This is a genomic window from Paenibacillus forsythiae T98 (assembly GCF_000520735.1).
Classification (GTDB): domain Bacteria; phylum Bacillota; class Bacilli; order Paenibacillales; family Paenibacillaceae; genus Paenibacillus_AQ; species Paenibacillus_AQ forsythiae.
In genome coordinates this window covers 1-340 of the sequence record NZ_ASSC01000755.1, presented here as the reverse complement: position 1 = coordinate 340, position 340 = coordinate 1, and the positions used below count along the sequence as shown (strand labels likewise).

Here is a 340-nt window from a genome sequence, read left to right as displayed (position 1 = left end):
TTGGCCGTACACGGCGTTTTCGGTGGTACCAAAGAGCGTTGGAATATTCAAATGCTGCTTAATCCAGCGGAAAAAGACCTCGACTTGCCAACGAGCTTTATACATCAGAGCAATCTGTTCGGCAGTGACCTACATCAAATCGGTAACCACCCGAATCTCGCGATCTTGGTAATCATGAAAAATAACCACACGGTGACGCTTGCGGGAATGGCATTGAGCCGTACCCAATTGGCAGGTCAGATCGCGAAGAATCGGAGAATCGGGTTGTGTCAGTCGGCGTAAGGAGCGTGGTTTTTCAAGATGGACATTGTCCCGAAGCCGAATGACATAGGATTGACCG

General features: G+C 49.4%; 1 pseudogene. It reads right to left on the bottom strand.

Annotated elements, in window-relative coordinates:
• Nucleotides 1–340, bottom strand: a pseudogene (locus L692_RS31430) (transposase); the annotation flags it as partial.